Source organism: Microcoleus pseudofavosus SVA1_A4 (assembly GCF_036700565.1).
Lineage (GTDB): Bacteria > Cyanobacteriota > Cyanobacteriia > Cyanobacteriales > Microcoleaceae > Microcoleus.
On sequence record NZ_JAUBPE010000086.1, the window covers coordinates 1 to 23,979 of the forward strand.

General features: G+C 44.2%; 24 protein-coding genes and 2 riboswitches. Of the genes, 13 read left to right on the forward strand and 11 right to left on the reverse strand.

The window, feature by feature from the left end; all coding sequences use genetic code 11:
• Positions 1-203: 203 nt before the first annotated feature.
• A complete protein-coding gene (locus QUA02_RS27890; RefSeq protein WP_333032669.1) occupies positions 204-986 on the reverse strand; it encodes a Uma2 family endonuclease in 783 nt (260 codons plus the stop codon).
• A 208-nt stretch (positions 987-1,194) separates the two neighbouring features.
• Positions 1,195-1,341: riboswitch (cobalamin riboswitch) on the forward strand.
• Between the two features lie 61 nt (positions 1,342-1,402).
• Here QUA02_RS27890 and QUA02_RS27895 point away from each other — a divergent pair.
• The 5 genes from QUA02_RS27895 to QUA02_RS27915 all read left to right on the forward strand — a co-directional run bounded on the left by QUA02_RS27895 (position 1,403) and on the right by QUA02_RS27915 (position 5,940).
• On the forward strand, positions 1,403-2,122 hold the full coding sequence (locus QUA02_RS27895) for an energy-coupling factor ABC transporter permease (RefSeq protein WP_333032726.1): 720 nt from the start codon (positions 1,403-1,405) through the stop codon (positions 2,120-2,122).
• A gap of 3 nt (positions 2,123-2,125) precedes the next feature.
• Positions 2,126-2,458: an energy-coupling factor ABC transporter substrate-binding protein gene (locus QUA02_RS27900; protein WP_333032670.1), complete on the forward strand. Its 333-nt coding sequence runs from the start codon at positions 2,126-2,128 to the stop codon at positions 2,456-2,458.
• Positions 2,455-3,255, forward strand: coding sequence for a cobalt ECF transporter T component CbiQ (cbiQ, locus tag QUA02_RS27905; protein WP_333032671.1), 801 nt, complete (start codon positions 2,455-2,457; stop codon positions 3,253-3,255). Before QUA02_RS27900 ends, cbiQ begins: the two co-directional genes overlap by 4 nt.
• Before the next feature lie 460 nt (positions 3,256-3,715).
• Complete coding sequence (locus QUA02_RS27910; protein ID WP_333032672.1) at positions 3,716-5,143, forward strand: ABC transporter substrate-binding protein; 1,428 nt, start codon at positions 3,716-3,718, stop codon at positions 5,141-5,143.
• 218 nt (positions 5,144-5,361) lie between these two features.
• Entirely contained in the window at positions 5,362-5,940 is a 579-nt protein-coding gene (locus QUA02_RS27915; RefSeq protein WP_333032674.1) for a Uma2 family endonuclease, read from the forward strand.
• A 12-nt stretch (positions 5,941-5,952) separates the two neighbouring features.
• Here QUA02_RS27915 and QUA02_RS27920 read toward each other — a convergent pair whose 3' ends face one another.
• The 3 genes from QUA02_RS27920 to QUA02_RS27930 are packed head-to-tail and all read right to left on the reverse strand — an operon-like array spanning position 5,953 to position 8,577.
• Positions 5,953-6,810 (reverse strand): metal ABC transporter permease, encoded by an 858-nt coding sequence (locus QUA02_RS27920; RefSeq protein WP_333032677.1) that lies wholly within the window; start codon positions 6,808-6,810, stop codon positions 5,953-5,955.
• A complete protein-coding gene (locus QUA02_RS27925; RefSeq protein WP_333032679.1) occupies positions 6,810-7,586 on the reverse strand; it encodes a metal ABC transporter ATP-binding protein in 777 nt (258 codons plus the stop codon). The genes QUA02_RS27920 and QUA02_RS27925 overlap by 1 nt, the downstream gene beginning before the upstream one ends.
• 13 nt (positions 7,587-7,599) lie before the next feature.
• Positions 7,600-8,577, reverse strand: a complete 978-nt coding sequence (locus QUA02_RS27930; RefSeq protein WP_333032682.1) for a metal ABC transporter substrate-binding protein — start codon at positions 8,575-8,577, stop codon at positions 7,600-7,602.
• Between the two features lie 503 nt (positions 8,578-9,080).
• Positions 9,081-9,225: riboswitch (cobalamin riboswitch) on the forward strand.
• A 118-nt stretch (positions 9,226-9,343) separates the two neighbouring features.
• On the opposite strand from QUA02_RS27930, the gene QUA02_RS27935 reads away from it, so the two are divergent.
• From QUA02_RS27935 to QUA02_RS27945, 3 genes are all read left to right on the forward strand, one after another.
• Positions 9,344-9,784, forward strand: coding sequence for a hypothetical protein (locus QUA02_RS27935; protein WP_333032684.1), 441 nt, complete (start codon positions 9,344-9,346; stop codon positions 9,782-9,784).
• Between the two features lie 19 nt (positions 9,785-9,803).
• Positions 9,804-10,670 (forward strand): SAM-dependent methyltransferase, encoded by an 867-nt coding sequence (locus tag QUA02_RS27940; RefSeq protein WP_333032688.1) that lies wholly within the window; start codon positions 9,804-9,806, stop codon positions 10,668-10,670.
• A 115-nt stretch (positions 10,671-10,785) separates the two neighbouring features.
• Positions 10,786-11,634 carry an energy-coupling factor ABC transporter ATP-binding protein gene (locus tag QUA02_RS27945; RefSeq protein WP_333032691.1) on the forward strand — a complete coding sequence of 283 codons (849 nt, stop codon included), beginning with the start codon at positions 10,786-10,788 and terminating at the stop codon, positions 11,632-11,634.
• A 67-nt stretch (positions 11,635-11,701) separates the two neighbouring features.
• Here the strand turns inward: QUA02_RS27945 and QUA02_RS27950 are convergent, their stop codons facing one another.
• From QUA02_RS27950 to QUA02_RS27965, 4 genes are all read right to left on the reverse strand, one after another.
• The gene (locus QUA02_RS27950) at positions 11,702-12,082 is read right to left on the reverse strand and encodes a hypothetical protein (RefSeq protein WP_333032694.1); all 381 of its coding nucleotides are present in this window, start codon (positions 12,080-12,082) and stop codon (positions 11,702-11,704) included.
• A gap of 116 nt (positions 12,083-12,198) precedes the next feature.
• The gene (locus QUA02_RS27955) at positions 12,199-13,026 is read right to left on the reverse strand and encodes a peptidoglycan recognition protein family protein (protein WP_333032696.1); all 828 of its coding nucleotides are present in this window, start codon (positions 13,024-13,026) and stop codon (positions 12,199-12,201) included.
• Positions 13,027-13,119: 93 nt separating this feature from the next.
• Complete coding sequence (locus tag QUA02_RS27960; protein ID WP_333032699.1) at positions 13,120-13,986, reverse strand: peptidoglycan-binding protein; 867 nt, start codon at positions 13,984-13,986, stop codon at positions 13,120-13,122.
• A 132-nt stretch (positions 13,987-14,118) separates the two neighbouring features.
• Entirely contained in the window at positions 14,119-14,310 is a 192-nt protein-coding gene (locus tag QUA02_RS27965) for a hypothetical protein (RefSeq protein WP_333032700.1), read from the reverse strand.
• Between the two features lie 270 nt (positions 14,311-14,580).
• Here QUA02_RS27965 and QUA02_RS27970 point away from each other — a divergent pair, with 270 nt between their 5' ends.
• Positions 14,581-15,918 carry a helix-turn-helix domain-containing protein gene (locus tag QUA02_RS27970; RefSeq protein ID WP_333032703.1) on the forward strand — a complete coding sequence of 446 codons (1,338 nt, stop codon included), beginning with the start codon at positions 14,581-14,583 and terminating at the stop codon, positions 15,916-15,918.
• A gap of 493 nt (positions 15,919-16,411) precedes the next feature.
• Here the strand turns inward: QUA02_RS27970 and larC are convergent, their stop codons facing one another.
• Entirely contained in the window at positions 16,412-17,824 is a 1,413-nt protein-coding gene (gene larC, locus QUA02_RS27975; RefSeq protein ID WP_333032704.1) for a nickel pincer cofactor biosynthesis protein LarC, read from the reverse strand.
• A 75-nt stretch (positions 17,825-17,899) separates the two neighbouring features.
• Here larC and QUA02_RS27980 point away from each other — a divergent pair, with 75 nt between their 5' ends.
• On the forward strand, positions 17,900-18,562 hold the full coding sequence (locus tag QUA02_RS27980) for an L-threonylcarbamoyladenylate synthase (protein WP_333032705.1): 663 nt from the start codon (positions 17,900-17,902) through the stop codon (positions 18,560-18,562).
• Between the two features lie 69 nt (positions 18,563-18,631).
• On the opposite strand, the gene QUA02_RS27985 is transcribed toward QUA02_RS27980, so the two are convergent.
• Entirely contained in the window at positions 18,632-18,916 is a 285-nt protein-coding gene (locus QUA02_RS27985) for a DUF427 domain-containing protein (RefSeq protein WP_106332933.1), read from the reverse strand.
• Positions 18,917-19,013: 97 nt separating this feature from the next.
• On the opposite strand from QUA02_RS27985, the gene recQ reads away from it, so the two are divergent.
• The 3 genes from recQ to QUA02_RS28000 are packed head-to-tail and all read left to right on the forward strand — an operon-like array spanning position 19,014 to position 23,069.
• Entirely contained in the window at positions 19,014-21,209 is a 2,196-nt protein-coding gene (recQ, locus tag QUA02_RS27990; RefSeq protein WP_333032706.1) for a DNA helicase RecQ, read from the forward strand.
• Between the two features lie 46 nt (positions 21,210-21,255).
• Positions 21,256-22,371 carry an AAA family ATPase gene (locus QUA02_RS27995; RefSeq protein WP_333032709.1) on the forward strand — a complete coding sequence of 372 codons (1,116 nt, stop codon included), beginning with the start codon at positions 21,256-21,258 and terminating at the stop codon, positions 22,369-22,371.
• Positions 22,371-23,069: a hypothetical protein gene (locus QUA02_RS28000; protein WP_333032711.1), complete on the forward strand. Its 699-nt coding sequence runs from the start codon at positions 22,371-22,373 to the stop codon at positions 23,067-23,069. Before QUA02_RS27995 ends, QUA02_RS28000 begins: the two co-directional genes overlap by 1 nt.
• A gap of 104 nt (positions 23,070-23,173) precedes the next feature.
• On the opposite strand, the gene QUA02_RS28005 is transcribed toward QUA02_RS28000, so the two are convergent.
• Complete coding sequence (locus QUA02_RS28005) at positions 23,174-23,914, reverse strand: peptidylprolyl isomerase (RefSeq protein WP_333032714.1); 741 nt, start codon at positions 23,912-23,914, stop codon at positions 23,174-23,176.
• Positions 23,915-23,979: the final 65 nt, after the last annotated feature.

Sequence of the window (23,979 nt, forward strand, 5' to 3'; positions counted from 1 at the left end):
TGGTTATTAAATGGGATCGAAAAATCAAAAATAAAGGCAATGCTATTTTATCCGGTTTAGCTGCGTAGCAGCTTATTCACACATTCCTGGACGCAGAAACCGGGTTTTTTCCATAAAATCCTCCGTTGAGCGCGATCGGGCTCGGCTGAAAAACCCGGTTTCTGAGCGTCTAGAGTCTGTCAGTCTGGTGCTCTTGATTGCCATCAGGTCAGATGATCGGGATCTATCCCCAACTCCCGCAATCGCTGAGCTAGTCGATCGGAACGTTCAGCTAGTCGATCGGCGCGCTGGGATTCCTGTTGGGCGCGCTGCGATTCCTGTTGGGCGCGCTGGGATTCCTGTTGGGCGCGCTGCGATTCCTGTTGGGCGCGCTGCGCTGATTCTTTCACCTGTTCTTCAGGTGTCAGATAACGTTTTCCCTCGGCATCGTACCAATACAACCACTCCCTTGCTACCCCAGAATAATTTCCCCTTTCACAACCAATTCCTAAACCAATCTCTGGCATCCAAACTGGATTTCCTGACTGTAACTCGTACTTTCCATTGACTAACTTGTGTACTTCCAAATGAGGTTTACGACGGCGGCGGGAAGAATAAATGACGTAATAAAGTACGCCTAAAGCTTGATAAGTCTCTAATTTTGTGCTGTATTCCTTGCGATAAGTTGGGGAAACAACTTCTAGCACGAACAGCGGCATGACATTTTCATCCCACACCACGTAACTGGGGCGCAATTCTTCGTCGTAAAATCGTTCTACTCCTAAACTTAAGAAAGCATCTGGGACAATGGGCGGTTCGTCAGGGTGATGGTAAATACCCATATCTATCCCAAAAAACCAGTCCATGCGTTCTGCCCAAAGTATGAGCAATATTGCTTTTAGCAACCCTGGTATTAGTTCTTGCAGTTCGTTATCCACAGGCGTTTCATCCGAGTCTGGTAGTTCATCGGCGGAGGGCAAGTTCCTCGGCAAGTTGTACTGTAACATTGCGGCTTTCCTCAAAACTTACTAAGATTATAACCTTGATTTGTTTGGTTATATTTTTGTGTTTTGTTAAGATTTTAATGAACCGCGAAGACGCGAAGGACGCGAAGGAAGAAAAGGAATAGAAGGAAGAAGATAGGTAATCTTGACTTACTTACTTAATCTGAAATAATTTTTGTAAAATATCCGCTGAGACTTACGCGATCGACTATACTAAGGCTAACAATTCGGTTCTAATGGGGAGCAGCCATTAGAGGAAACGGGGAAAGTTCGGTGCAAGTCCGGCGCTGTCCCGCAACTGTAATGAAGGTGATGTCGCTTTCTGAGTCAGGATGCCCGCCGATGTGTTGGTTTATATTGTCTCATCTGCGAGGTTCAGCGTGAAGGCCGGAAATCGGAAATTGGTCAGCTTGGGATTGATGGCTGGCTTGAGTTGTTATATTGTCCTGGGCTCGGCAACGCCCGCCGCAGCTATGCACATTTCGGAAGGTTTTTTGCCGGTGCAATGGGCTGCGTTTTGGTGGATGGTGGCGTTGCCTTTTTTTGCCTTTGGGTTGCGATCGATTACTCGCATTACAAAAGAACACCCGGAACTTAAACTATTGCTTGCTTTGGCGGGTGCGTTTACTTTTGTGCTTTCTGCTTTAAAAATTCCCTCGGTAACGGGCAGTTGTTCTCACCCGACGGGTACGGGTTTGGGTGCGATTTTGTTCGGCCCTTCGGTGATGGCTGTACTCGGCGCTTTAGTTCTGCTGTTTCAAACGTTACTGTTAGCGCATGGTGGCTTGACAACGCTGGGAGCGAATATGTTTTCGATGGCGATTGTCGGCCCGTTTGCTGCGTATTTTATCTATCATTTGCTGTTGCGAACTGGTAGCCAGCGGGCGGCAATTTTTTGTGCGGCAGCTTTGGCAGATTTACTGACTTATGTGACGACTTCGATTCAATTAGCGTTAGCTTTTCCCGCAGCAAGCGGCGGCTTTATGGCTTCGTTTCTCAAGTTTGCTGGTATCTTTGCTATCACTCAAGTACCCCTGGCTATTAGTGAGGGATTGCTGACTGTATTAGTCTGGAATTGGCTGCATTCTTACGGGAAGCCGGAGTTAGAAACTTTGAAATTATTGAGACAGGAGTCATAAGCCGTGAATCAAAAACCTACAAAAAATCACCAATCTACTTCGCGGCAAAATTGGCTGTTGGCTGGCGCTGTGATTGTTCTGGCCGCGTTTCCTCTCGTTTTTGTGCGGGGTGAATATGGCGGTGCCGATGACCAAGCTAAGAAAGCAATTACGGAAATTCAACCGGGTTATAAACCTTGGTTCAATCACTTGTTTGAGCCGGCTAGCGGAGAAATTTCAAGTCTATTGTTTGCGTCTCAAGCGGCGATGGGGGCTGGCGTAGTTGGGTACGTCATTGGGTTGTATAAAGGCCGAGCGCAATCTCGGCAGCAGTCCGATCGTAAATCGTCGGAATGAACCATCAGATTGATAGTCTGGCTTATACAAATCGCTTGCGCGGGTTGCCGCCAGCTCACAAGTTATCATTTGCGATCGCCCTTTTAATTCTGTCTCTAGTTTCTGGGGCGATCGTCCAATTGTCGATCGCCCTTTGGTTAGCAGTCTGGATCGTCATCTATGCGGGCATTCCGGGGAAACTGTATTTGCGGTTGCTGTCGCTACCGTTGATGTTTTTGCTGACGAGTTTGCCTGCTTTGGCTATCGGTGCGGTTGCGGGCGATCGTATCCAGGAAATTCAGTGGGATATTTGGCAAGGTTGGGGGATTAGCACCGGCACTTTTTATCTGTATGTGAGCCGCACTGGGGTATATCAAGTGAGCTTGCTATTTGCCCGCGCCTTCGCATCGACAAGCTGTATGTATTTCATCCTCTTGACGGTTCCCTTTACAGAAGTCTTGCAAATTCTCAGACAATTACGCTGTCCAGAGTTAGTCACAGAACTGCTATTACTAATGTATCGGTTTATTTTTAGCTTATTGGCGATCGCCGATGAACTTTGGATTGCACAAAACTCGCGCTGCGGCTATCGCACTTGGAAGCTGGGAATGCACAGTTTAAGCATTTTAATCGGGCAATTGCTTCAGCGAACTTTGGAAAACTACCGTCAAGTATCGCTGAGTTTAGCGTCGCGCGGCTTTAAGGGAGAACTGCGCGTTTGGAATTCTTACCCTTACAAACCTTCACGAAGATATACATTTGAAGCGGTGTTTGGTTGCACGGTTTTAACTTTGTTAAGCGCGGTATTTCAACGCTAAATTTATTGTTAGTCCTGGACGAATGGAGGCCCAGAAACCGGGTTATTTTACCTAATCTGCGAGCTATAACGCGTCTTTTCGTAAAAAACCCGGTTTCTTTGGTCGGAGTGGGTAAGTCCTGCATTATATTCACGATTAGTGGCGGTGGCGGTGGCGGCGGTTAATATCAACGGGACTTACGCATCACAACCAAAGAAACCGGGTTTTTACTGAATCTGTGGGCTGTAACGAAGTATTGTCGCAAAAAACCCGGTTTCTGCACACCCGCGCATCTATGACTATTGTTGATAATTCTTGTGTTCTCGTTAGTTTAGCGGGCCGGATTTGAATAAGGGCGATCGCACTTCCTGCAACAGCTATTACAAATATGACTTTTATGAACTTAATTAATGAATTATATGAATTGACGTGAACAGTAATTGAATGAATAATGACAGTATCAAAATAAAGAAAAAAAATCATGTATCAAGATACTAACAAAAGAAACAGCCCGCCGCCCATTGTTTTTATTATTGCCCTCGGCTTAATTGGGTTTGGCGCATACAAGTTTCTTCCCGGTTTATTGAAAGCTAAAACTTCAAATACACCTACATCTACATCGGCCCCGATCGCACCTGGAACGCTCGCCAATCGCATCAGTTTAGGACATCAGATATTGGTGACATCCCAAACAACAGCAGCAAAACAAGCAGGCGTTCAAGCTTTTGTCAATGGAGATTACCAAGCAGCCGTCAAAAATTTTCAGGATTCGCTGCAACAAAATCGCAACGATCCGGAAACCATTATTTATTTGAATAATGCCATTATTTATTTGAATAATGCCACAACCAGCAATGCTTCTCCCTTGAAAATTGCTGTCAGCGTCCCCATTGGTAGCAACCCCAATGTCGCCCAAGAAATCCTCCGGGGTGTCGCCCAAGCTCAGGATGAAATCAATACTAGCGGTGGCATCAACGGCGCAAAACTGCAGGTAGAAATAGTCAACGATGACAACAGTCCAGAAGCGGTCAGAGAAGTTGCAAAGACATTGACAAAAGATCAGAATATACTAGCAGTAATTGGACACAATGCTAGCAATGCGTCTCTCGAAGCTGCTCCGATTTATCAGCAAGAAAAACTGGTAATGGTTACACCGACTAGCTTTGCCAATAATCTATCAGGATTTGGCAGCTACATCTTTCGGACTGTCCCCAATATTAGCGTAATGGCCGCTCCTTTAGCAGAATATGCAGTCAAAACAGCAGGCAAAACTAATATTGCCGTTTGTTATGACTCGCAAGCACCGGATAATATATCATTTAAAGATGAATTTGTGGCGGCTCTGACTGCTGCTGGAGGCAAATTAGTTCCCACTGTTTGCGACTTTTCATTACCTTCTTTTACTCCCGAAAGTGCGATCGCCGATGCAGTCAGCAAAGGCGCACAAGGATTGATGCTAGCACCCCACATCGATCGCATCGATCGCGCGATCGATCTAGCCCGTGCAAATCAAGGCAAATTAGCGCTTTACAGCAGTTCAACTCTTTACACCTTTCAAACGCTAAAAGACGGACAAAAGGACGTTGACGGGCTTGTTTTGCCCGTTCCCTGGCATCCTGAAACTAATCCCAACAATCCATTTCCTAAAAATGCCCGTCAGCGCTGGGGAGGCATTGTGAATTGGCGAACAGCAACGAGTTTTGACGCGACTCAAGCTGTCATTGCTGGCTTGCGGCAAAGCAATACGCGGGAAGGGTTGCAACAAGCACTCAGAAATCCGAATTTCTCTGCAGCAGGATCGAGCGACGATGTGAAGTTTTTGCCCACGGGCGATCGGGCTGGTAAGGCGATTTTAGTGCAAGTTAAACAAGGAGGAAGCACTGGCTATAACTTTGTCCCGCTGCGGTAAGTTTGTTAAGTGCGATCGGGTTCACATTTCGCACGATTATGATTCATAAAGGGCATATTTGTGGGTGGGGGCGGGTTTATTTAACTTGTCTGCACCCTTTAAATATGTTGGCGAGGGGCTCCCCTACAGGCTGGTTATAATAGAAGAGGATCTATAGGTTGAATTAGCAGGATTTTTAAGATAAACTGAAATCAGTAGATTAAAGGAGAGCCTTGTATATGATCGCGCAAGTTGAAACCAAAACATACACGGCCCAGGAATATCTAGAATTGGAAGTCAATTCTGAGGATCGGCATGAATTTATCAATGGGGAGATTGTTCTGATGGCTGGCGGCACACCGGATCACAATGAAATTACCACTAATTTAGTTGTTGCGCTGAAACTGGCGTTAAAAGGGAAACCATATCGGACTTTTAGTTCGGATCAGCGGCTTTGGGTTCCGCACCTTAATAATTATACTTACCCGGATGTGATGGTGGTAGCGCGCCCGATAGAGCTGCAATCTGGACGGACGGATACAGTTACTAATCCTCTGCTGATTGCAGAGGTGCTATCTAAAGCTACTAAAGCTTACGATCGAGATGATAAGTTTGCTGCTTATCGCAGTATTCCTAGTTTTCAGGAGTATTTATTAATCGACCAATATCGGTTACGGGTGGAGCAATACTCGAAAACTGAAGCGAATAAGTGGATATTTTCGGAATATAGCTGTGCGGGCGATCGGCTGATGTTAACGTCTGTACAGGTGGAAATTTTGCTGGCAGATTTGTATGAAAATATTGAGTTTGTGGAATAAGGCGATCGATCTTTATTCACTAATAGTTTGCGAGTTCCTAGCCCTAACTAACAAACCGTGTTTCGGAGCAAAAATCATCGCCAACACAAACAGCAGCGTTTGCAGCACGACAATACATCCGCCAGTCGAACCATCAATGTGATAGCTGATATAAGTTCCCATGACGCTAGAAAATACGCCCGAAGCCATCGCAATTAGCGTCATGCGGTCAAAGTTATCGCTCAATAAATACGCCGTTGCTCCCGGAGTCACCAACATTGCCACTACTAAAATAATCCCCACAGTCTGAAGTCCCGCAACTGCTGTAAGTGAAAGCAAAGACAGCAGAACGTAATAAAGAAAGGTGATATTTAAACCGATCGATCGCGCGTGAGTCGAGTCAAAACAAAACAAAATTAAATCTTTGCGTAAAATTGCCAGCGTCACTAAGGTGACGACACTAATAATTACAGTCTGAATAATATCAGCATCCGAAATACCCAAGACATTGCCAAACAAAATATGCGTTAAATCAATCGAGCTTTTGACTTTAGAAATTAACACTAAACCAAAGGCAAAAAATCCCGTAAACACTAAACCAATCACCGTATCCTCTTTAACGCGAGTTTTCGCTTTGATAAACCCGATCGCAATTACCGAACCCACCCCAAACACAAACGCACCCACCGCCAAAGGAATATTTAACACGTAGGCAATCACAACTCCCGGCATTACCGCATGGGAAACCGCATCCCCCATCAATGCCCATCCTTTCAAAGTCATGTAGCAGGAAAGCGCAGAACAAACAATCCCTACTAAGGCGCTGACTAAAATTGCCTTCACCATGAATTCATGCTGCAACGGTGCCGCAAACCACTGAATTAAATCCATTATTGCTCCTTTTGATCGACTTGAGTTAACCGACTTTTGGCAGACGAAAAATCTCCAACAGAACCGTCAAAGGTGCGAGAAAGATTTTCCTCTGTAAACACTTCTGAGGTATTGCCATAAGCCAGAATACTGCGGTTAATTAACACTACCTGGTCGCAAAATGTGGTAATGGACGCTAAATCATGGGTTGAAACGAGAATTGTATGTCCTGCTTGACGCAGTTCCATTAACAGGTTAATCATCATTTTCTCGGTTTTGATATCGACTCCGGCAAACGGTTCATCTAACAGTAAAACCGTTCCCTGTTGCGCCAATGCCCGCGCAAAAAAGGTGCGTTTTTTTTGTCCACCCGATAACTCTCCGATTTGCCGATCGCGCATATGCCACATTTCCACCCGTTCCAAACTTTCTCGCACGGCTTGTCGATCGCTCGATCGGGGAATTCGCAACAGATTCATGTACCCGTAGCGTCCCATCATCACCACATCATAAACGTTCACCGGGAAATTCCAGTCTACCTCTTCCGACTGAGGTACATAGCCAACCAGATTGCTTTTTTGCACTTTGCGAATCGGCAACCCATTAATCAAAATTCGTCCGGTGTTTGGCTTCACAAACCCCATAATAGCCTTGAATAATGTCGATTTTCCCGCGCCATTCATCCCCACCAATCCACAAATTGTTCCCGGTTGGAGTTGCAGCGAGGCGCTGTGCAAGGCTACTTTGCCGTGATAAGCAACCGTCACATTCTCAATATCAATGCCGATTTCATTCATGTTCTTTTCTCCTTTACTTGCTTTGTAGTCCTTTTATCAGAGTATTGACGTTGTATTCAAGTAACTTAAGATAGGTTGATGCCGGCCCGTCGGAGGGAGACAGGGAATCGACATAAAACACCCCGGCAAATTTTGCGCCTGTTTCCTTTGCTACCTGAAGCTGTGCCTCATTGCTGACTGTACTCTCACAGAATACAGCCGGAATTTGGTTTGCCTTCACCGTATTAATCACCCGTTCAACTTGTCTTGGTGTGGCTTGCTGTTCGGCATTGACCGACCAAATGTAAACTTCCTTTAAGCCGTAATCGCGGGCAATGTAGGAAAAGGCACCTTCACAACTTACTATGTAGCGTTTGTCCGGGGGAATGGCAGAGATAGCTTGTTTGAGTTTTGCATCGATCGCCCTAATTTGCTCGCTGTATTTTGCCGCATTCGCGTCATAGCTTGAAGCATTAGCCGGATCTAGATTTCCTAGGGATTTGCGAATGTTTTCAACGTAAATTAAAGCATTTTGCGGCGACATCCAAGCATGAGGATTCGGCTTACCTTGATAGGCATCTTCCGCAATATCGATCGGTTGAACTCCTTCACTTAGGGTAATGTGAGAAACTTTGGGGAGGCTGTTGTAAAATCGGGTTGCCCAGCGCTCCAAGCTCAAGCCGTTTTCCAAAATGCGATCGGCACGTTGCCCGCGTTCCAAGTCGCTGGGCGTAACTTCATAGCCGTGAATTTCCGCACCCGGTTTGGTAATAGATTCGACGATCGCCCGATCGCCCGCAACGTTCTGAGCCATGTCTGCCAGCACCGTGAACGTGGTGAGAATGACTTTTTTGTCTTGGGGGGTCGAATTCCCGGCGATCGGGCTAGAAGTTCCGTTTTGCTCGGTTTGAGGCCCCGTTGTCTGAGCGCTGCACCCGCCGATCCAAACTCCCAGCAACAGCGCCAATCCAACCATTTGATACCTTTTACGGCAGAGCACCTGATGATTCATTGCTGCTTTTCATAATTTTTTCATTTTTTTAAATTTTACCACAGGATTATGAAAGAGGGGTGGCAACGGGCGATCGGGCAGAATAGACATCTGGTGACAAGCCAGTCTTTGGACAGGCAGGATGCCTATCCCACTTTTGAATATGATAAACTTAAGCAGATCGCTCTTTCATACTTTTCGCTACCGCAGGCAATTCTTGTAGGGAATGGAAAAGAAATAAAATAGGTTTTAGAAAATGAAATAATATGAAGTCTTGATACTAAATCCGGTTCTATTAATTCCCGATCTTCTCCCAAAATGCTACTTGCTCGTACCGCCGCTCCAATTCCCCTTGTAACTGACGAAAATGGTGCTGTCCGCATCAGCAAAACTCGCGTCACCTTTGAGTAAACTAAAGAGACAATTGAGTGAAAAGCAAGTCAAGAGCCGGCTTTCTGCCTACCCCATAAGAATTGTTGCAGATGTCGGATCGGTTTTTTGTCAAATATCCCAAATAGTGGTAATATTCCCGTATATCGATCGGCTCTGATGAAAAACACACATCAGACGCAAGGGGGAAAGTTCGGTGAAAATCCGGCGCTGTCCCGCAACTGTAATGAGATAATTGCATCTCTGAGTCAGGATGCCCGCCGATTTGTTTACCTGTTGTTTTTCATCTGCGAGGTATGGATGATGGTGAGTTCAATATTTTTACAAATAATCTGCTGTTGTGCTCCGTTTCCCGATCGACAATAACGAAATTTTAGGCAGCGGGAAACTAAAAAAAATGCGAATCGAAGATAGTGTTTGGCAGGGTAGTTTTGGCTACTGGCAAAACTTGTTTATTCACCAAAATATTTTGCCGATCGGACATACTGCTTGGAATGGCTTTTTGCATCGAGGACGAGGCTTGGTTGCTTGCAAAATAAATACTCCCATTAACGGTTCTATCAATTGGAGTGTAGATACTATAAAGTACGATCTGCAATTTATTTCCCAATTGTACGCAACTGCTTATTTGCAACAACTAGAAGTAGAGGAAAATACTGTTTCAAATCTGCTCCAAATCATTGCTAGCTACGAACCCAAGGAAGCAATTATATTTTTGTCGATCGCCAACGGTCAGATTGATATCAATTTGTTGCAAAACTTGGCAATTTCTCCTGTTGAGTGCTATGAACAGGTATGCAAGCGCTGGGAAGAATTTCAACTCTGCCCGAAATCCTAAAACTTACTAAATTTTCCGAATGTCGAAGCCAAAATCAATCGAAATTTCCAAGGTAACTCGCTACCAAAATGCAGCGCTTAATTACTATTTGGGGTTGACAGATTCGCCCTACCTTCACTACGGCTATTGGGAAACCCTACCTGTGCCCGCTGATGAACTAACACTCGCGCGATTGCGCAGCGCTCAGCAAGCTTATACTGTAAAACTGTTGGATGCGATCCCCAAAGGCACTCATACGATACTGGATGTGGGCTGCGGGATTGGCGGAAATGCGGCTTATTTGCTCGATCGAGGTTTTGCAGTGGAAGGGCTCGCACCCGATCCGTTCCAACAACAGCGCTTTCTCAAGTGTACGGGCGATCGGGCAATCTTCCACCTCACGAGGTTTGAAGACTTCAAAGCAACGCATTTCTACGATCTTATTCTCTTTAGCGAAAGTAGCCAGTATATGTCGGCTGTTGATATTGCTTCTGGTGCCGCCAAAATCATCAATCCTGGCGGCTACGTGCTGCTTGCCGATATGCTGCGTTCTGATGCTCACTATACAGAGGGAATGTTCTCTAATTGTCATGTTGTTACTGAACTTCATGCAGCATTAAAGCAGGCTGGATTCACTTTAGTCAAAACTGAGGATATTTCCGCTCATATTGTACCGACAATCGATTTGTATGTCGATACTTTCCGCAGGTATGGACTGAATACGATGATCTATGTTGCAGATTTAATTGCGATCGCAGTTCCCCCCGTCCACACATTCCTGCGCTGGATATTTCGTCGCTGGTTCAAGAAGCTGGTGGTTGAAGGATTGGAGGCAAGTCAACTTTTTGAGCAACATCTTTGTTATGAAATTCAACTTTGGCAGTTGTCAAAAACCGATGAAAACTGACACAAATACAATGGAAATTGGTAATCGGTAATCGGTAATTGGAGGCAGAGCCTCCGGGTATTTATTCCCAGGCAGAGCCTGGGAACAAGGCTATAAAAAATAAAAAATAACGAATATGTCTGAATGGATTCTCGAATTCGATCGCACTTCCTACTCATATCCCTGCGGTTCGCGAGTGGCAATTCAGGGTTTAAACCTCAAAGTCCCCGCCGGGAAACGCTGCGGGCTGATCGGTCAAAACGGCTGCGGCAAAACTACATTTTTTCTATTAGCAAATGGCTTGTACCAACCGCAACAGGGAATCATTATTTGGGAAGGTAAACCCTTTCGCTACGATCGCAAATCTTTGATGCAACTCCGCCAACAAATCGGACTCGTATTTCAAAATCCCGAACATCAATTAGTAGCTTCTACGGTAGAAGAAGATATCTCCTACGGGTTGTACAATTTGGGTTTGGCAGAACCGGATATTGCGAGAATGGTGCAAGAGGCGATCGAGCAATTCGATCTAAGCGAACTCGCCTGCGAACCAATTCACAATCTCAGTTTGGGACAAAAAAAGCGGGTGTCGATCGCCGATATCATGGTTCTCAAGCCCAAACTGCTGCTGCTAGATGAACCTACCGCCTATCTCGACCCGCGTCACACCCGACAACTGATCGGTTTACTCGAACAAATTCACGCCACTGGAACCACGATCCTTTTAGCAAGTCACGACCTCGATTTCATCTACCGCTGGGCTGATTGGGTGTTTGTAATGGATCGGGGAAAATTGATTTTAGAAGGAACACCGGAAACCGTTTTTGCTCAGCGGGAGACTTTGGAACAATTGCAGCTTGGCGTACCGCTGGCGATCGAGCTGATGGAGCAAATAAGGGCGATCGTTGAAAGAGATGGTAGCTCAAATATAGAGAGTTTTGAGCAGTGGCAACAACAGATTTTACAAGCGCGCCGGCTGCTTTAATCATCAGTAGTAATAATTGCAGTTACCAAAGCTGTTATAGATATTAGGACGGTTGTAAGCATAACTTCTAATCCTCAGATAACTTTTTTGGGTCAAAATTTACGTCTCCTATCATCGCTTCTGCTTCGGCGAAAGCTGCCACTAATTTTTCGGGTGAGCTACTACCAGTGTGAAATCTCATTGATTCAGCTCTTAAATGTCTTTGAGCTTGACGAAATCCATTGCCTTTTCGTTTAACATCCGTTGTGTTAATCAAGGCTAATGAAATTGCGCTGATTGCAGAAAGCACTTTTGTTCGATGAGTTCCGAGTTCTTCAACAAAGGTAGCAACAAGTAAGGATGAGACAATTGAAGTCATTCCTAATAACAGATAAATGGAATGCAATATATAGGCATACTGATGCCATTTTTTGATTTGAGTCTCAATTTCTTCGGGGATTTCTTGCATCAGGAAATTCAACTATTAATTCAAGTGGTATATGCGCTATAACGCTAAATACAGGCAAGGCATAATTAAGAAATTAAATACACCTTGTCTGTGATTTAAAACAATCAGGAATAATGTTAACTAAGTCCTAACTTAGTTCGAGTCAGGGTACCAACTATTCCATCATCTTGAAGTCCAACAGAACGCTGGAAAGCTTTTACAGCCGCTTCTGTATTTTCACCAAATACACCATCAACTGCTCCTGGATTAAATCCCCGATCGCGCAATCGCTGTTGTAGTTTGATAACGGCTGGACCTGTTGAGCCAAACTTTAGATCCACAGATGGCGACTCATTTTCTAGCTCTTCTGGCGTGAATTGTAGATTTAGCTTATCAGCAACTTTTTTTCTCAAACGGGGAAGTTGACTGTACAACAAATCACCCGGACAATCAGTATTACTGAAATCTCTGTGTCCCTTAATATTAAGCGGACTAATATTGCAAGAATCACATAATGAGACACAAAGTTCTACAAGGCTATCCCATTGCTTTTGACCCATCTGGAAGGTCATGAAATTGCCTTCATTTTCAATGCCAGGAGATTGATTGCCGTTAGCTAATTTTCCTGGGTCTTGTGCTGCATGGGCTGACTGGATACAAAATCCTTTTTTCACAGCATCTAGGGAACCGTGCCGACCTTCTAGAATAAACCCTCCAGTTGTATTTAAGAAGTTGTGTCCTGAGTCTGACCAATCATTATCATCCATGTGCGCATTTTGAATGATTCGCGCTAACTGAATCGATCCTTCAATTGTGCCTCTTGAGGCATCGTTAGGAGGGTTTTGGTTGTCTGTATGATGGACGATGACATAACGGGGAATAGTCCTTTGAAAAGGAAAGGTTCCAGATTTGGGCGGTCTGGCTCCCCATTCTGCTGCTGTTACAACTTTTGCGGTAAATGGCATAATTAAATGGCTCCTATTTGGTTAAGATTCTCTAGGTTAAAGCGTTGACTGCACTCCTGAGCGAGCTGGAATGCTCGCCCTACCGCTACTTTTTTAAACAAGACCTAGTGCTTTTAGGGTTTGTGAACCAACAGCACTATCAACTGCTAAACGCTTAGTTGCTTCTTGGAATTGCTTGACCGCAGCTTCAGTTACCGAATCAAATATGCTATTAACGGGAATGTCGATATTGGTCAGTTTATTACTAACTAGAGACTCCTGAACTTTTCTGACATCATCGCCTGTCATGGGTGGTGTTTCCAGTCTTAGTACCCTTGGGAATGGATTGTCAAAACCTTCAGCCAGTGACTCTCTCAATCTCGCTTCCGTTTGAGGGCCAAAATCCCCATCTAGCTTAATTTGGTCGGTAGGATTGTATTTATTCCAAAGAATCTGAAAGGCACGAATACCCAAAGTTCCCATATCATCTCGCGTCGCAGCAAAAAAGCGGTAGTCGAAATGAGGTTTATCTCCCGGACCAAACCACACATAGCTGTGTCTTTCAAGATAAGGTCTCCAGGCTATATAATCCTGAATATCTAGTGCAAGTCCGCCTTCATGGTTGCTAAATCCTGGCGGCGCAACCGCTTGAATGCCACATCGATCGGAAACTTGTTGAAACTGAAGATTTAGGAGGTACTGTTGTGCCACAGTACGGTAGGCAGAATTAACGATTAGTTGTACTGAATTTCCTTCAGCTTTACGGCGTTCTGCTACGGCAATCTTTAGCGAATTATTGGCAGCAGCCTGCAAAAAAGGGTTATTTTTATCGCCAACGGCAACTACACCTTCAATGTCTGTAAAATCTACAAGAACATTGGGAACAATTGAGTTGAGTACGGCGATGATTTGAAGATTCAAACCTCGAATTAAACCAGTATCGCAAGCCTTGATCAGAAGGGTATCCTTAAGTTTTGGCATTGAAGTTACTCAGTAAGTTGTTTTCTTCAAGTCTCTTGTATTCTCCAAATTCTCCGAAGTCAAGTCCCCTAAAATAGCGACCCTAGTATGCAGGTTTAGTCCCACCTAGTAATCGAGTTGCGCCACCAACAATCAAATCTGAATTGACGTTAATGGCTGAGTCAGCACTCTGCACTCCAATTTTAAGTTTGCCTGCGATCGATATATGTCTCTGGCAGGCAAACCAATCTTTAGTTGCTTAAGATCGCTTGCTTGACTTTGAATAGTTTGACTTTCCCCATCAAAACCCAAACCCATCGCCCTGCCGGTGAGAAAAAGTGACATGGTTTTGTAAACTTACGTAAATTCACTCAATCGATTTGAGATTTGATATCTGAGATTGTGAAATTAACTTCATCCCAAATCCGGGTTAAACATCCCCCTTATTTTTCAGTCTCGGAAGGCGAACAAAACCTGGTTTAGTATCGGTTTCAACCGCCAAGTATAAAAGGGATTACCTTGCGGTTAATTCAGTCAATTTGTTTTCTTTCCTGAACAGCAACTCGCACTCATGAAACATCAGTAAATTTACTGAATAGGTCAAATTGGCAAGCTATGAAAGGACAAGAGGCGATCGCCCTAATCGACCATCTGTTACACGCGAACAACCAGCAAAAACTCACTGACTTTCAATCCTGCGTCTTTCTGGGAACTTGGGAAGGACATTCTTATCAAGAAATAGCCGATCGCTTAGCCGATCGCTTACTTTATTACGAACACGATTATATTAAACACGTCGGTTCGCTTTTGTGGCGAACTCTCTCTCAAATCATCGGTGAAAAAGTCTCAAAGCACAATCTTCAAGCAGTCTTGCGCCGCTACCAGCATGGCCGCGCATCAGATAACTGCATCCAAGATTGGGGAGAAGCGATCGATGTTTCCCAATTTTACAACCGGCAACAGGAACTCGAAACATTAGAAACTTGGATTAGCGGCAATTCTACTCGTCTGATCGGTATTTTTGGACTTGGCGGTATCGGCAAAACTTCTCTGTCTGTCAAACTCGCTCAGCAAATTCAATCTCAGTTTGAATTCGCGATCTGGCGGAGTTTACAGCAAGCACCGCAATTAGATGTTATCCTCAGCAATATTTTACCGATTTTAACTAATTCAGAAGCGACAACAAATAACTCTATTCCTGCTCTCATGGAACAGTTGCGACAAAAACGCTGTTTGTTAATTTTCGACAATCTGGAGTCGATTTTGCAAGGGGGAAATCGCAGCGCACAATATCAACAAGGCTATGAAGATTACCGACAGTTATTGGCGCGCATTGCGGACGAACCCCACCGAAGTTGTCTGATTTTAACCGGACGAGAAAAACCGGGCGGGTTTGCTGTGCGATCGGGGGAAGTTTTACCCGTGCGATCGCTCAAACTCTTCGGAGTTTCACCGCCAGTATGCCAGCAAATCCTCGCCACCAAAGGATTAAAGGCAACGCTATTGCAGTGTCAAGATATTGTCAACTACTTTGGCGGCAATCCCCTCGCCCTCAAACTTGCTGCAACGACTATTAAAACACTTTTTGGCGGTGATATTCAGGCATTTTTAGTGCAAGGAAATACTGTTTTTAGCGATTTGTGGGATTTGCTCGATCGCCAGTTCGATCGCTTGTCACCCCTGCAACAAAAAATTATGTACTGGATCGCCATTAATCAAGAAGGAGCGACCCCTGCGAAGTTAAAAGCGGAAATTTTGCCCAAAGTTTCGGGACGGCAACTGATGGAAGCATTGGAGGCGCTGGCTGAACGATCGCTCATTGAAGATCGGCGATCGCTCAATGATACCGCATCAACAAGTTTAATGCTACAACCGGCGATCGTCGAGTATGTCAGAGAACGCTTGCTCCAAACTGCTGAGCAAGAAATGATCGCAAACAAACTTAACTCATGAACACTCATGTCTTAATTGAATCCCAAACCCAAGACTAGATCGGCGACTCATAAATTCAACTGATTTTGTATCCTTTAATTGAACGTCTATTAACCCATTTTGAAACTGCAATTCAACTCAAACAGCACCTCGGCAATATTTTAGCTTAGCTGCGCGATCGAACAGCAAACCAGACAGATTATGCTGCGGTTAATCTGCTGAATTTATCGAGTCATATTAATTCCGGCTGCACCGGAATGATATAGAGGACACGGCAGTGCCGTGTCCCTACAATTGATCGTGGTAGGGACACGGCACTGCCGTGTCCTCCGTTTATATCATTCCGATGAAGAGCGGAATTGATATCATCTCAAAACCGATATCAGAGGCTTTGATTGCTCTTAGGATTTACGCAGGGGTGGTCAGAAACCGGGTTTTTTACGAAAATACTGCGTTGTGGCCCGCAGATTCGGTAAAAAACCCGGTTTCTTTGTCGGAGTGCGTCCAGGACTGATTAAGTGCGATCGTACCAACTTTGCAGCGCCAAGCGATGAACTTCGCGCCAGCTAATATTTTTAAGTCGGGCAATTTCCGCGCAATCTTCGTATTCCGGCTGCACGTTAACAATCGTTTGTCCAGACTTCGCAACTTTTATTTGCACTTCACCGTATTCTGTTTGAACTGTCTGGATTTCCCGGTGCAAAATAGTTCTTTGTTGAGTCGATCGCCTAATTCCCAAAGTAGTAGTTTCGCGAAAGATCGCAGCTTCGCAAGCATCCTGAAATTCTGGATGACAAATCGCAGTTAACAAAACCCCCAGCCGCGACTTTTTCATCACAATTGGTGCAGTAAAAACATCCAGAGCTCCGGCCGCAAACAAAGCATCAAAAACATAGCCGATCGCCTGCGGACTCAAATCATCAATTTGCGTTTCCAATACCGCAATAGTTTCTATGGAATTGGTAATCGGTAATTGAGAATCGGGAATGAGGAATTGGGAATTAGTAGCCGTCTTTCTCCCACTCTCCCACTCTCCCCCTCTCCCCCTCTCCCCCTCTGCCTTCTCCCCAATCCAGAGGCGCAAAATATTAGGAATTGCCAGCATTCGAGAACCTGCACCCAATCCGATCGCCTGAACTTGCATCGGAGGCTGCGGGCCAAAAGCAGCAGCGAGAGTACAGGCGATCGCAGTTCCTGTAGGAGTGCACAATTCGCGATCGATCCCGTTGCTGTAAACCGGCACTCGGTGCGTTTCCCACAACCGCATCACCGCCGGCGTCGGCACCGCTAACCTACCGTGGGCCGCCTTCACCGTACCCCCACCAGTCGGCATCGCCGAAAAGTAAAATTCATCAATATCCAACCAATCCAAACCCAAACAAGTACCGACAATATCAATAATTGCATCCGTCGCCCCCACCTCGTGAAAGTGAACCTCGCTTGCGGGGATACCGTGTACGGCACCTTCTGCATCTGCTAATTTCCCAAATACGGCCAAACTCCACGCTTGCACGCGCGGAGGCAATTTTGCAGAGACAATAATCTGCTTGATTTCTGGCCAATGGCGGTGATGAGTGTGGCTAATTTCCGCATCTGCTTCGCCGTGACTGTGAGAATGTTCTTCCCCGTGATGGTGGTGGTGGCGGTTGTCGAAAGTCGGGGATTCAGTTTCCGAGGGATCGAGTGTGGAATCAGCGGGATTTTCGGGTTTTAAGCATAAATCCGCAGCTAAATCGACATAAAATTTAGTTGCTTGTTGAGTATTCCGGTGGACTAATTCCGCCCGCAACTGGTACTCTGTCGAAATGCCGAGCAAATTTAGTTTTTCGATCAGGTAGTCTAAAGGAACGCCGGCGTGGACGAGAGCTCCGATGCACATATCACCAGCAATGCCGGTCGGACAGTCAAAATAAGCTATTTTATTCATTGTTAACAATTAATTTTTAGCATTGATTGTTTCACTCGATATTTCGATCGCCCACTTAGCCTGCAATATCTTAACATGGCAACTATTTACGAAGTGCATCCAGTTGCACCCCAAAAAGACCGGATCGAGAAGATTAAAAAAGCTCTGAAAGATGGGGCAGTGATGCTTTATCCGACAGATACAGTTTACGCGATCGGCTGCGACCTCAACGCCAAATCTGCGGTCGAACGAGTCAGGCAGATCAAGCAACTATCCAATGATAAGCCTTTAACGTTCCTGTGTTCGTCTCTGTCAAATATCACCGACTATGCTGCCGTCAGCGATGAAGCATACAGAATTATCAAGCGGTTAATACCCGGGCCTTACACATTTCTGTTACCAGCTACCAAGTTAGTGCCGCGGTTGGTAATGAACCCAAAACGCAAAACCACGGGAATTCGCGTTCCCGACCACCCGCTTTGTTTTACACTTCTGGAAGCTTTGGGAAATCCGATTATTTCAACATCCGCCCATATCACTGCTGATTTTGAAGGTGAACCACCACCAGCAGCAAAAACCGAAAATATTGGCAAAGCCGAACTGTTTGACTGTTTTTCTAAGTTAGTAGATGTCATTGTCGATGACGGTTCCGATCCGGGATATCAAGTTTCTACCATTCTCGATTTGACAGCAAGCGAACCGATTGTTGTTCGTCGCGGTTTGGGATGGGAAGCTGTCGCCGTTTGGGAAAAAAATTAAAATTTCCAGGGGCGGGTTAAGCACAAAATTAGCACAAAACCCGCCCCATTTGTTTAACTCGAAACAGCTTTAAGCCTCTACCTTAACTCCTTTCCAAAAAGCAATATATCCTGCAATATTTTTAGCAGCATCTTTCGGAGTGGGATAGTACCAAGCAGCATCTTTATTAACTTGTCCGCCGACTTCTACACTGTAGTAACTAGCAACACCTTTCCAACCGCAAGTCGTGTGAGTGCTGCTGTCCTTGAAATACTCGCGTTTGACGGCATCTGCGGGGAAATAATAGTTGTTGTCTACAACTTCGCACTTGTCGCTCTCGGCCAAAACGGCACCATTCCAAATTGCTTTCGGCATCTGTTTCTCTGCTTAAATTGAGATTCTCAATTATTGTAACTGTATTTGTGCTCAAAAGGCATAGAATAGTGTAGAAGTCAACAACCAACTACTGCAAATGTCAGGGTCGAATCCGCCAACATCTTCTGTGCCGCTGTCCCTCGAACAAGCCCTCAAACATTTTTTTGGCTATGACTCTTTCCGCCCGGGGCAGCAGGAAATTGTTGAAGCTGCTTTACAAAAACGGGATATGATGATTGTCATGCCGACTGGCGGTGGCAAGTCTTTGTGTTTTCAATTACCGGCTTTGTTGAAACCGGGATTGACTGTGGTTGTTTCGCCGTTAATTGCTCTAATGCAAGACCAGGTGGAAGCTTTGCAGGATAATGGGATTGGGGCGACTTTTCTCAACAGCACTTTGAGCAGTCAGGAAACCCGATCGCGCGAAACTGCGATTCTCGAAGGTAAGATTAAATTGCTCTACGTTGCACCAGAACGCTTGCTGGGGGAGAGATTTTTACCGTTTTTAGATATAGTAGCAAATAAGTTAGGAATTTCGGCATTTGCGATCGACGAAGCCCACTGCGTTTCGGAATGGGGACACGACTTTCGTCCAGAATACAGGCAAATGCAGCGAGTGCGCGATCGATATCCCGACATTCCCATTATGGGACTAACTGCCACCGCCACTGAGCGCGTCCGCCAAGACATAATCCAGCAGCTAACTCTGCGAAATCCCTACATCCACGTCGCCAGCTTCAACCGCCCCAATTTATACTACGAAGTCCGCCCCAAAAGCAAGCACAGTTTTGCCGAAGTTTTGCAAATCATCCAAAAAAAAGGCGGTTCGGGAATTATCTATTGCCTCAGCCGCAAAAAAGTTGACGAAGTTGCCTATAAATTGCAGCAAAGCGGCATCCAAGCCTTACCTTACCACGCCGGCATGAACGATGGCGATCGCACAACCAATCAAACCCGCTTCATTCGCGACGACGTGCAAGTAATGGTAGCAACAGTTGCCTTTGGCATGGGAATTAACAAACCCGACGTGCGGTTTGTCATTCACTACGACTTGCCCAAGAATTTAGAAGGATACTATCAAGAATCCGGCCGGGCTGGCAGAGATAACGAACTATCCCATTGCACCTTATTTTTTGGATTCGGCGATGTCAAAACCATCGAATACATCATCGAGCAAAAACCCGACCAGCAAGAACAGCGAATTGCCCGCCAACAGTTACGGCGAGTAATTAACTATGCAGAATCCAGCGATTGCCGCCGCACAGTTCAGTTAAGTTATTTCGGCGATTCATTTCCCGGAAATTGTGGCAATTGCGATAACTGTTGCAACAAAAAACCCGTAGAAGACTGGACGCTTGAGGCAATGAAATTTCTTTCTTGCGTCGCGAGATGCCAAGAAAAGTTCGGCATGAATCATATTATTGACGTGCTGCGCGGATCGAGAAGTCAAAAAGTATTGCAATACCAGCACAATCAACTTTCTACCTACGGAATAGGCAAAGATAGAAGTGCAGACGAGTGGAAAAAATTGAGCCGTTCGCTGTTAAATCAAGGTTTGTTAGACGAAAGAACAGATGGGTTTCCAATTTTGAAACTGAACGAGAAAAGTTGGGAAATCATGAAACGTCAGCGCACAGTTGAAATCGCCATTGAACCGCAGCGAGAAATACAGGGAAAAGTTCGTTCTTTGGCAGTAGAAGTCGAAGGTTTATTTGCCATACTGCGGACGCTACGCAAGCAAATTGCCGACGAACAATTTGTGCCGCCTTACGTAGTTTTTGCTGATAAAAGCTTGCGAGACATGGCAGAAAAACGCCCGCAAAATCTCACCGAATTCGAGGAGGTTTACGGTGTTGGTAGCAACAAGCGAGATAAGTACGGCAAGGTTTTCTTGGAGGCAATTCGCGCTTTTTGTCAAGAACAAGGATTGCCAACTAATGCTGCATCTTCTGATGTTGCTAATCTTCCCAATCTTTCCAACGTTGTGTCTTATTCCCAGATGCAAACCTGGGAATTATACCGACAAGGTTTGACAGTTCAAGGCATAGCGAATGCGCGGGGGATGAGTCCTAATACTATTTCTGGGCATCTGGTAGAGTTGATGGAGATGGGCAGGGAAGTTGATATAAATTTGTTGGTGGAACCGGAACGCCAGCAGGCGATAGTGTACGCAATTGAAGTTATGGGGGATGAGAAACTGAGAGCAATTTATGAGTTTTTGGAAGAACGTTATACGTTTGAGGAGATTAAGTTTGTCCGCGCTTGGTGGCGGCAAAATTATGTCAGTTTTTAACCGCAGATGTAGGATGATTAATGCTAATAATTGATAGGATAGGGAAATGAAAATTAAAAGAGTAGCTTTTTGGGATAATTTACGAGAGTGGCGTTTTGAACCGATCTATTTTTCCAACTTGGCTTTATTAGTTGGTGTATCTGGTGTCGGCAAAACACAAATTTTGAACGGAATTTTGAGTTTACAACAGATAGCTAATGGTGGTTCATTAAACGGTTTAGGATGGGACATTACGTTTGCGACATTAAATAATGTCGAGTACCGCTGGCAAGGCGAATTTGAAACAAAAGAAAATCTGCCCTTCATTCTTAATGATGACGGCGAAACTGATGAATTTAGAATTGTTAGTGAAAATTTATTCAGAGAGGAAAATGCAGTTGTACAAAGAACACCTAATGAAATTATATTTAAAGGCAAGACAACGCCCAAATTGTCTCCGTTCCAAAGCGTAGTTGAAATTTTAAATCAAGAAGAAGATATTTCACCTGTTCACCAGGCTTTTAATAAAATAACTAGCAATAATTCGAGTTCAATAGATTATTACGATATAAACTATACAATGATATCAAAGATACAAAAAAATGATATTTTATTAGATGATATTAAGGAAAGTGATATACCGATCCAGCTCAAATTAGCTTTGATTTGTCGCATTTTTTCAGATATTTTTCATAAAATAAAAGGCATATTTATACAAGCTTTTCCTCAAGTGGAAGACATAAAAATAGAACCAGTACAAGATGAGGAATCATCATTTATTAGTTTTCCAATTCAAATCAAAGAAAAAGGTGTCAAAAATTGGATTTTCCAAAATAATATTTCTTCAGGAATGCTGAAAACGCTAATTCATATTAGCGAACTGTACTTGTCGCCCGAAGGCACTGTAATCCTGATTGATGAGTTTGAAAACAGCTTGGGAATTAACTGTATCGATGTGGTGACAGATTTGATTGTGGAAAATAGAAATATTCAATTCATTCTAACCAGCCACCATCCCTACATAATCAATAATATTGGGATGGAACACTGGAAAATAGTCACTCGCAAAGGTGGGGTTGTAACTGTGATAGATGCTAAAGATTTGAACTTGGGAAAATCAAGGCATCAAGCTTTTATGCAACTGATTAATCTAGAAGAATACAGCGAGGGAATTAAAGTTTGATGAATCTGTATTTTTTGGTCGAAGGAACGCAATCTGAGAGAAAAGTTTATCCTGCATGGCTGGCTTATCTTTTACCGGAATTGCAGCGAGTTGACAATTGCGATGATGTGAATGAAAAAAATTATTACTTGATTAGTGGCGAAGGATATCCTTCATTATATGATTTTATTCCTCCTTCGATTGAGGAAATTAACTTAAGCGGCAAATACAACTATTTTGTCGTGTGTCTTGATGCCGAGGAAAATACTGTTGGTGAAAGGCACGCAGAAATTTATGATTTTTTAAATCAGGAAAAGCTAGTATTAAAAAATACAGAACTTGTGCTAATTGTTCAAAATCGCTGCTTGGAAAGTTGGCTGCTGGGCAATCGCAATATTTATGCAACACATTCTCAAAAGTTAATACATCCTAAGAATCAATTTTTATTAGATTATACTAAATATTACGATGTTTCAGTTAACTGTCCTGAAAACATGGGAAAATATCGAGATTTTAATACCCATGCTCAGTTTCATGGAGCTTATTTGAAAGTGTTATTTGAAGCTAAAAATACCACATATTCTAAAACAAGACCCGGAGATGTACTCAAGCCATTTTATTTGGAACAGCTATTAAAAAGAATTGAAGAGAAGCCAGGGCAATTGACTACTTTTCGTGATTTTGTAGATTTTTGTAATAGAGTTAAATCCAAATTGTAAGATTAAACGACAATAATTACAGAAATTACGCAGAACCTCTATATGTAGGAGTCCATGTACTAACCTGGAAACGATATTAGACTACTCTGTGCTCCGCGTGCAACTTACACTTTACAATTGTACACAAAATAGTTGACCTCGTTAAGCAGCCATTCGTTAAACATATTGTGCAATATTTCTTGATAGCGTTCAGGGGTTAATTCCGCAGGGAGAAACTTTTCAACCATGCACAAGTGATATCCTCGCTCTGTTTCAATTGGACGAATCACTTCTCCGGGTTTAGCGCTAAATACGGCGACGGCTATGTCTGGTTTTAAACCCCACCGATAAACCTTGCCTTCGCAACCGCATAAATCTCGCCGATTTTCGTCAATGTCGTAAAGGTGAGCGGCATCAAAAAAGCTGATTTCTCCTTCTTGAATTTGATAAAATAGTTCTCTAGCAAGCGGGAGATTGGTAACAACTATTTGATAAAGAATTATTTGGTCAAATTGCAATTTCTTTTGAATAAAATTCTTTTCTACTTCTTTGCTAAACAAGTGTTCGGCTAGTTTTTGGGCGAGGAGCCGATCGCAAATTCCGGCCTCTAAGTCTTCTACCGAAACCATCTGATCTGCCAGCCAAGCAATGGTATCCGCTGCTTTCTCCAGACGCTTCTCGCGGCGGAGTTGGTCGCCCACAGCTTGAATTTCTTCGGGAGTCACAGTTAACCCCCGTTCCCGGGCTGCTTTGTCAATAACTTTTTTCTGCAAAACCTTTTGACAAAATTGCTTGAATTTCAGCTCTTGTCTGAGTAGTTTGATGATTTGATTTGCTTCAATCAATGGCTGGGAAAAGTCCTTCATCTTTCTCTCTCAACCTATATAATTTTATTAACTTTATCCCCCGACGCTGACTGCGGGAAAATTCG

Bases quoted from the DNA above. Each gene is read 5' to 3' on its own strand.
- larC (WP_333032704.1), bottom strand. From the start codon at position 17,824: ATGAATAAAATAGCTTATTTTGACTGTCCGACCGGCATTGCTGGTGAT.
- QUA02_RS27890 (WP_333032669.1), bottom strand. From the start codon at position 986: ATGTTACAGTACAACTTGCCGAGGAACTTGCCCTCCGCCGATGAACTA.
- QUA02_RS27940 (WP_333032688.1), top strand. From the start codon at position 9,804: ATGTCGAAGCCAAAATCAATCGAAATTTCCAAGGTAACTCGCTACCAA.
- QUA02_RS27915 (WP_333032674.1), top strand. From the start codon at position 5,362: ATGATCGCGCAAGTTGAAACCAAAACATACACGGCCCAGGAATATCTA.
- QUA02_RS27955 (WP_333032696.1), bottom strand. From the start codon at position 13,026: ATGCCATTTACCGCAAAAGTTGTAACAGCAGCAGAATGGGGAGCCAGA.
- QUA02_RS27960 (WP_333032699.1), bottom strand. From the start codon at position 13,986: ATGCCAAAACTTAAGGATACCCTTCTGATCAAGGCTTGCGATACTGGT.
- QUA02_RS27970 (WP_333032703.1), top strand. From the start codon at position 14,581: ATGAAAGGACAAGAGGCGATCGCCCTAATCGACCATCTGTTACACGCG.
- QUA02_RS27945 (WP_333032691.1), top strand. From the start codon at position 10,786: ATGTCTGAATGGATTCTCGAATTCGATCGCACTTCCTACTCATATCCC.
- QUA02_RS27910 (WP_333032672.1), top strand. From the start codon at position 3,716: ATGTATCAAGATACTAACAAAAGAAACAGCCCGCCGCCCATTGTTTTT.
- QUA02_RS27930 (WP_333032682.1), bottom strand. From the start codon at position 8,577: ATGAATCATCAGGTGCTCTGCCGTAAAAGGTATCAAATGGTTGGATTG.
- QUA02_RS27965 (WP_333032700.1), bottom strand. From the start codon at position 14,310: ATGTCACTTTTTCTCACCGGCAGGGCGATGGGTTTGGGTTTTGATGGG.
- QUA02_RS28005 (WP_333032714.1), bottom strand. From the start codon at position 23,914: ATGAAGGACTTTTCCCAGCCATTGATTGAAGCAAATCAAATCATCAAA.
- QUA02_RS27985 (WP_106332933.1), bottom strand. From the start codon at position 18,916: ATGCCGAAAGCAATTTGGAATGGTGCCGTTTTGGCCGAGAGCGACAAG.
- QUA02_RS27920 (WP_333032677.1), bottom strand. From the start codon at position 6,810: ATGGATTTAATTCAGTGGTTTGCGGCACCGTTGCAGCATGAATTCATG.
- QUA02_RS27925 (WP_333032679.1), bottom strand. From the start codon at position 7,586: ATGAATGAAATCGGCATTGATATTGAGAATGTGACGGTTGCTTATCAC.
- QUA02_RS27995 (WP_333032709.1), top strand. From the start codon at position 21,256: ATGAAAATTAAAAGAGTAGCTTTTTGGGATAATTTACGAGAGTGGCGT.
- QUA02_RS27895 (WP_333032726.1), top strand. From the start codon at position 1,403: ATGGCTGGCTTGAGTTGTTATATTGTCCTGGGCTCGGCAACGCCCGCC.
- cbiQ (WP_333032671.1), top strand. From the start codon at position 2,455: ATGAACCATCAGATTGATAGTCTGGCTTATACAAATCGCTTGCGCGGG.
- QUA02_RS27980 (WP_333032705.1), top strand. From the start codon at position 17,900: ATGGCAACTATTTACGAAGTGCATCCAGTTGCACCCCAAAAAGACCGG.
- QUA02_RS27935 (WP_333032684.1), top strand. From the start codon at position 9,344: ATGCGAATCGAAGATAGTGTTTGGCAGGGTAGTTTTGGCTACTGGCAA.
- recQ (WP_333032706.1), top strand. From the start codon at position 19,014: ATGTCAGGGTCGAATCCGCCAACATCTTCTGTGCCGCTGTCCCTCGAA.
- QUA02_RS27950 (WP_333032694.1), bottom strand. From the start codon at position 12,082: ATGCAAGAAATCCCCGAAGAAATTGAGACTCAAATCAAAAAATGGCAT.
- QUA02_RS28000 (WP_333032711.1), top strand. From the start codon at position 22,371: ATGAATCTGTATTTTTTGGTCGAAGGAACGCAATCTGAGAGAAAAGTT.